The sequence below is a fragment of the Myxosarcina sp. GI1(2024) genome (assembly GCF_053543375.1).
The window spans coordinates 643,010-649,009 of record NZ_JBKGTY010000003.1 but is presented as its reverse complement, the minus strand read 5'-3'; the positions used below and the strand labels follow the sequence as shown (position 1 = coordinate 649,009).

At 41.0% G+C, this 6,000-nt stretch carries 6 protein-coding genes; 2 read left to right on the top strand and 4 right to left on the bottom strand.

Annotated elements, in window-relative coordinates; genetic code table 11:
- On the bottom strand, positions 1-1,047 hold a 1,047-nt coding region (locus tag ACLFKQ_RS16560), incomplete at its 3' end, for an IS701 family transposase (RefSeq protein ID WP_449000191.1).
- A gap of 231 nt (positions 1,048-1,278) precedes the next feature.
- On the opposite strand from ACLFKQ_RS16560, the gene ACLFKQ_RS16555 reads away from it, so the two are divergent.
- Both ACLFKQ_RS16555 and ACLFKQ_RS16550 read left to right on the top strand, forming a co-directional pair.
- Entirely contained in the window at positions 1,279-2,169 is an 891-nt protein-coding gene (locus tag ACLFKQ_RS16555) for an SDR family oxidoreductase (protein WP_449000873.1), read from the top strand.
- A gap of 15 nt (positions 2,170-2,184) precedes the next feature.
- Positions 2,185-2,379 (top strand): hypothetical protein, encoded by a 195-nt coding sequence (locus ACLFKQ_RS16550; RefSeq protein WP_449000872.1) that lies wholly within the window; start codon positions 2,185-2,187, stop codon positions 2,377-2,379.
- 135 nt (positions 2,380-2,514) lie between these two features.
- Here the strand turns inward: ACLFKQ_RS16550 and ACLFKQ_RS16545 are convergent, their stop codons facing one another.
- The 3 genes from ACLFKQ_RS16545 to ACLFKQ_RS16535 form a co-directional block, all read right to left on the bottom strand.
- Entirely contained in the window at positions 2,515-2,952 is a 438-nt protein-coding gene (locus tag ACLFKQ_RS16545) for a YMGG-like glycine zipper-containing protein (protein ID WP_449000871.1), read from the bottom strand.
- A 50-nt stretch (positions 2,953-3,002) separates the two neighbouring features.
- Positions 3,003-3,830, bottom strand: a complete 828-nt coding sequence (locus tag ACLFKQ_RS16540; RefSeq protein WP_449000870.1) for a DUF2092 domain-containing protein — start codon at positions 3,828-3,830, stop codon at positions 3,003-3,005.
- A gap of 245 nt (positions 3,831-4,075) precedes the next feature.
- The gene (locus tag ACLFKQ_RS16535) at positions 4,076-5,785 is read right to left on the bottom strand and encodes an alpha/beta hydrolase (protein WP_449000869.1); all 1,710 of its coding nucleotides are present in this window, start codon (positions 5,783-5,785) and stop codon (positions 4,076-4,078) included.
- Between the last annotated feature and the right edge of the window lie 215 nt (positions 5,786-6,000).

The following is a 6,000-nucleotide window of genomic DNA, read 5'->3' as shown; positions in this document are numbered from 1 at the left end:
GTAAGCTGAGAAAATAATTTCCCACCACCTTTCAATTTGTTCGAATTTAGTGAAACGGTAATCTGTCCAACCTAACTCTTGTTTGCACTGTCGAAATCCATATTCAACCCAGGTTCTCAATCCATAAAGATTACCAAGACGTTGCTTAATTTGACTTCTTTTGTCAGTAAGATTAGTCATAACAAAGGATGTAGAATTCTCTGGCATGGTTTCGGGGTTAGTAGTTAATTCCCAGTAGGTTCTCCAACATCTGCGACCAAAAACAATTTCTCTAACATATCTGATTTCTGAATTTTGATTACTAAAAATTCTTTCAAATTCACACCATTTATTAGCTCTAACTTTTTGATTATGAGGCATCCAAACCCCGTGATTATTCCTAATTGCTAAGACCCAAGGCAATTTAGGTTTGTCTAATGTCTGTATGAAATAACTGCTTTCTCCATACAAACTGTCTGCTAATACTAATTCAATCTCAAACTCAAAATCTATTAGTTCTTCGATTATTTCGGCAGCTAATTCAATCTTGGTTTGATATTTATCCCCTGGTTTTAATGTTCCTTTCGGTTTAAAAACTTTCAACATTAAAGGAAAAGTAATATTGTCGTATATCCCATAGCTATTTACTGTAACTATCCCCTGGTCTATCTTGCCAATACTTCCTAAGTATTGCCGCGCTACGTAGTCGGTTTTTTTTCCTTTCTTTCTATCTCCTGTTTCATCAATGACTACTGTTATTTTCTTCCCTGATAATGCCGAAAGTGTTTTTGATAATCTTCGTTTTCGAATCTCAATTATTGACCAAGGGGACTTAGCTAAAAAATGATGTAGTGATTGCGCTGAATTAATACCTACTATTTTCGCTATTTCTGGGAGTGATTTTCTCTTAATTGGTGAGACAATTCCTAAATGTAAGTACTTAAAACACTCGTAACTTCTTACTTCAGGGAATAAGTCTTTGTAGCTGCTACAATATTCGTCAATCACCGATACTGTCGGTCGTGCATCTCTGGCTAAATGTTTGAGAATTTGTAACTCTACATCCATTGCACTATGTACTCTCTAGCAATTTTGTTTTTCTAGTCCTTTATTTTACTACTCGGAGAGTGACATAAGAGGGATAAATACCCTCATTATGTATAGTAATTAATCTGTATTCATCACTATCTATGGGCTGTTACATTTAAATTACTCTATCTATAGTGGTGAGTGCGGAATGTCAGATATATATCTGCCGAAAAGTGACAAAAAAAAGATTAAAGTACTCAGAATAATCTTATGTTTAAATTGTCATCCTGCCCAAAATTGATTAGGGGCTGTCTGAAGGATTTACTTTCGCAAGTTAAAAGCTCCATTCTTCCACTAAAGTGGCGTGGTGGATTTAAAAAAAAACAGTTACAAAATCAAGTAGCTCTAATTACAGGAGCTTCCTCTGGTATTGGTGCTGCTTTAGCACGAGAACTTGCCCCACAAAATGTCAAATTGGTTTTGTTTGCTAGACGAGCTGAAAAATTAGCCGCCATCGCCGCCGAAATCGATCCTAGTGGACGACAAGTACTTACCGTTCCTGGGGATGTAACTCAGGACGTAGATCTCCAACGAGCAGTAGATTTGGCTCGTAGTAAGTTCGGTCAAATCGACATAGTAATTGCCAATGCTGGTTTTGGTGTGAAGGGAAATTTCGAAGAGCTTACTGTCGATGACTACCGACATCAATGGGAAACAAATGTCTTTGGTGTTCTCCGTACCATTTACGCAACTTTAGATGACCTCAAGCAAACACAAGGAAGATTGACGCTCATCGGTAGTGTTAATGGTTATGTGACTTTCCCTGGAGTTTCGCCCTATGTTATGAGCAAGTTTGCACTTAGAGCTTTATCGGAGTCATTATCCTCAGAATTGAAACCTTATGGCATATCCGTTACTCATGTTTGCCCGGGATTTGTGGCCACAGAATCCCGTTTGGCAAAGCTACAAAACTCGAAAAATCTCGAACGAGAGTCAATCCCATCATGGATGCTGATGTCTACCACAGAAACTGCAAGACAAATCATTCGAGCGATCGCTACAAGAAAAAGCGAAGTTATTTTGACAGTTTATGGCAAATTAGCTGTTTGGCTCAAACGGCATTTACCTCGATTGCTTTCTTGGTTGTTATCATTAGCCTAAGAATTTGACGCACAAATGCTGTGGTTGCATCGCATCTATGTGCAATTAACCGGATTCGATCTCACGATCGACTTTGGCCGCGGTTCCTCCGACGAAATCGACAACCTTCCGATCGCTCCAGACTGGAATTACATCGTCCGACTCTACAAACCGCGCAAGAAAATCCTCGACGGTTCGTGGGTCCTACCCGAAGCGATGCCAGTAGAATGAAAGTTGGAAATCTTGAGCCAGGACGCTCCAATCCGCAATTAGCCAATTGCAGTGAACGGGAAGCTCAGCAACTCATGCGATAATTTGAACACTTAAAATTACCTCACTTAAAATGTCTGAAAAAAATTCCCAACTCTACTTCACGGTATATCCTCTACCTTCCATGCAAGCAGCAAAAGCCTTGTTAAACTGAGCTTTCTGTGTTTTCTCATCATGATGGCGTATACCACCAGAAACTCCACCAACGGCTGCACCAATGGCGGCACCAGTACCAGTATCACCACCAATGAGTCCGCCGATTGCTCCTACGCCCGCACCGCGAGCCGCACCACGCAAAGCTCGGTCTGAGACGATACCACCGTCCGAACCACTTTTAGCTGGAGGTTGATATCCGGTTTGCTGAGTTGCCCAATTGCTACACTCACTTTTGTCAGTTTGCTGCTGTTGAGGACTTTGTCCCTCTTGATGATAAATATACTGTGCCCTTGCCAAACCAGCATTTACAAAGTTCATTGCTAGTAAGATTGAGACTGTAGTTATAATTAAATTTTGCTGTCGTTGTTCCTTATTCACGAGCTTATACCTCCCTCAAAATTTCCGAGTTTACATAACTCGATTAGCTGTTAATAGGGTGTTGCCCCAACAAACTCCACCTCTTTAGCATCAGCCGATGGCGAGAAAATGAACTGCCCTGCAGCTATTTCTGGGTTTAAATTCCAATCTGATAGAGTCGCCGTATATCTCGGTACACCTTCTCTTTCTTTGTAAGCAATCGCTACTTTTCGCAGTAGAGGGGTCTCGCTATCTTCAATCCATACCTGCCAGTCGATACTGTCTTGAACGAAGACTAAGTGATGACAGGGGATACCATCAACCTCAGACAGATTCGAAACGTAGTAACCGTATTGAACATTTTTGGTTAATCCCTCATAGATATCGCTATAGAGTAGTTCGGCTAAGGGCATATTGACATTTAATTTTTGAATTAAGGCATCTAATGTCTCATCCATACTCTCGGCAGCCTCGTCACTAGCATAAATATTACGTTCCGTGTCAACCACACTTACTCGTTCGCCGTCGTACCAAAACTCTCGTTGTACTAAATCTCCAGTGGTAGTGACCCTAAATTGATTGGGACGATTGACGATTACATCACTCTCGTGAGCAACTTGGAGATAAACGCCGGTGGTGGTAAGAATGTCACGTTCGGTCTCGGCAGAAAAAGCAAATTTTTCTTGAGCTTCAAGAAAATCAGACATCTGACGCAAAATTTCATCAGCTTTTTCTTCAATTGGCGAGGAGGCTACACCAGATTCATCAGTCTGAGCAATAATACCCTTGGTATCTAGCTTTTCAAACAATGGAAGCTCTGCAAAGGTAGCGAGTTGCGCACTAAGCAGCAATCCTGTCGTCAGAGCCGCTATCTTAAAATAATTTCCATATCTTTTCACTTGCGTACTCTCTTACTAGAGTCTCTATTATCTATACTACAATATTTGACTATCGCTCCGGAGGTACCAATCTCTCCTTTAGTAGCGATGGCCAAAACGTAAATAGTGGTTTATTTATCTAACCTTTGTCACCACAGAGGATAATTTTTCGGCGACAGAAGACAGATATAAACTAGTACCGCCAGAGCAAAAATATTATCGAGGCGTAAGGGATAGAGTTAACGGTAAAAGATGCGATAATCTCTTTATCGAGCTAGCTTGTCTAAGTTCTCCTCTCGAACAAACTTCTCGATCTCATCTACTAATTTTTCCGAGGAAGCCTCAGTAATTAGATAGGTTTTAAAATCTTGTTCTTTACTCAGATATTGCAGGTAGGAGGATTGCAGATAGGACAGGTATTCTTGATTTTGAGCTACATAGACTTCAGAAAAAGCCAACCCCGTACTATGACCATAATTTTCTATAAGCTGTTTATCTGGTAGGGTTAGCTTGTCTACCGATTTAATTGTCTCGCTCAATCCACCGTCAAGGTTAGAAATATCAACATGGGCTTGTCCTTCTTCCAGCACTAAATACTTGTTAGGGGGAGTAAGCCAGGTGAAAGAACGGAGTTGTTCAAAAACAAAAGGAGTAGCGGGGTCGTAACTACCTGCCCCGAGCAACAATGGGATTTGAATTTTACTCAATCCCTGGGGACCGAAAATACTCCTATTAACTGGATTGTGAGCTATAACTGCCGCGACTCGTTCGTCTCGAAAATTATAGTCTTTGCGCTCTAAGTTTAGAGCTTGGCATTGTAAGAGTAAAGAAATGTTAACCCTACCAATGAAAGCACACTCTCGTTCGAGATATTCGAAATCGATAGTGGCACCAGCAGTTGCCAATGCTGTATAACCGCCGAAGGAATGACCGAAAACCCCAACTTTATCTAAGACCAGCGTTCCGTCAAATTCTCGAATATTGCGCCTTTCCAAAGTATCGATGACATAGCTAATATCGAGAGGGCGGTTGATAAATTCATCGGTAAGAAATAGTTGGCTCGACAATCCTCTTAATAATGCTTGCTGTTGTTCGAAGTCGCTGCCCACATGTTGGGGTGCCACTACCACATAGCCGTGAGAAGCTAGATGTATTGCAGCATCAGCAAAGAATTCTGGCTTAGAGCCCAATCCATGGGAAATAACTACTACTGGAGTTTCTCGTCCTCGCCACTTTTGAGGCTGGTAAACATCGGCATAAAAAGTGCGGTTGCGACTTCGGTCGGTAAGAGTCCAGCGTTTTTGTTTCACACCAAAGTTTCCCCTCTGGCGCAAGTCGGGTAGATTAGCAAAATTGACGGGTTTGGCTTTTTCTGCTTCGCTAAGCGATAAGTTAGGAATTACTTCTTCACTAAAGACTTTGGTTGCCTTGACCACTGCTTTAGTAATCTTGGCAACTTTAAGTATTTGTGGTAGGTCGAACTGAACATTGGTCGGTAACTTACGAAAAAAATTGATTAAACTCAATCCCTCTTCATCGAAAGCTGCTGCCACTATTGCTCCACGCAGAGCCAATTTACCATTTATACCACCTTGAATTTGGATCGAGTTGCCGATACGAGTGAGAAGCTCTTCTCCAATTGAGCTATTAAACAAACGAGATACGAGGAGGGGATCGATAACTGCGGGAGTATTAAGTACTTCGCGAAACTTAATTTTTGCCGATTCATCAGCCCTAGCGAGGTCAAGATAGAAATCCAAATCTTGATTAACTATCCCCTCTCGAGCAAAGGTATCTAGAGATTCAACCTGCAGGGATTCATTAAACGGAGGATAGACAAAAAAGAGCGTTTGAGCCTTTACAGAAATGGCAGTTGATAGGACTGTTATCAATCCCAATGCTAGACGATTGAGCCAATAAGACATAGATAATCGGTGGGAGTGAGTCCGATAGCCGATCGAGTACTGCTTGGTCATTAACAAAAATAAAAAATAAAAATAATTTGTTCGACATATGTGTAAAGCTGAGGAAATGAGTATCAGTTATAAAAGACATCGTTTACCCCCCAAACTCTTTTCCTACTACGCCTGGCTGTATTACAATTGCCACTTAATATTTTCAGAGATATTAAGAAAATGATGCGTTATTGAGGCATACAGATTAGTTACAAAGCGGTTCGAAAATGTTGTCA

Excerpts from the sequence above, each read along its gene's own strand:
- ACLFKQ_RS16535 (WP_449000869.1), bottom strand. The coding sequence starts at position 5,785 with ATGACCAAGCAGTACTCGATCGGCTATCGGACTCACTCCCACCGATTA.
- ACLFKQ_RS16550 (WP_449000872.1), top strand. The coding sequence starts at position 2,185 with ATGCTGTGGTTGCATCGCATCTATGTGCAATTAACCGGATTCGATCTC.
- ACLFKQ_RS16555 (WP_449000873.1), top strand. The coding sequence starts at position 1,279 with ATGTTTAAATTGTCATCCTGCCCAAAATTGATTAGGGGCTGTCTGAAG.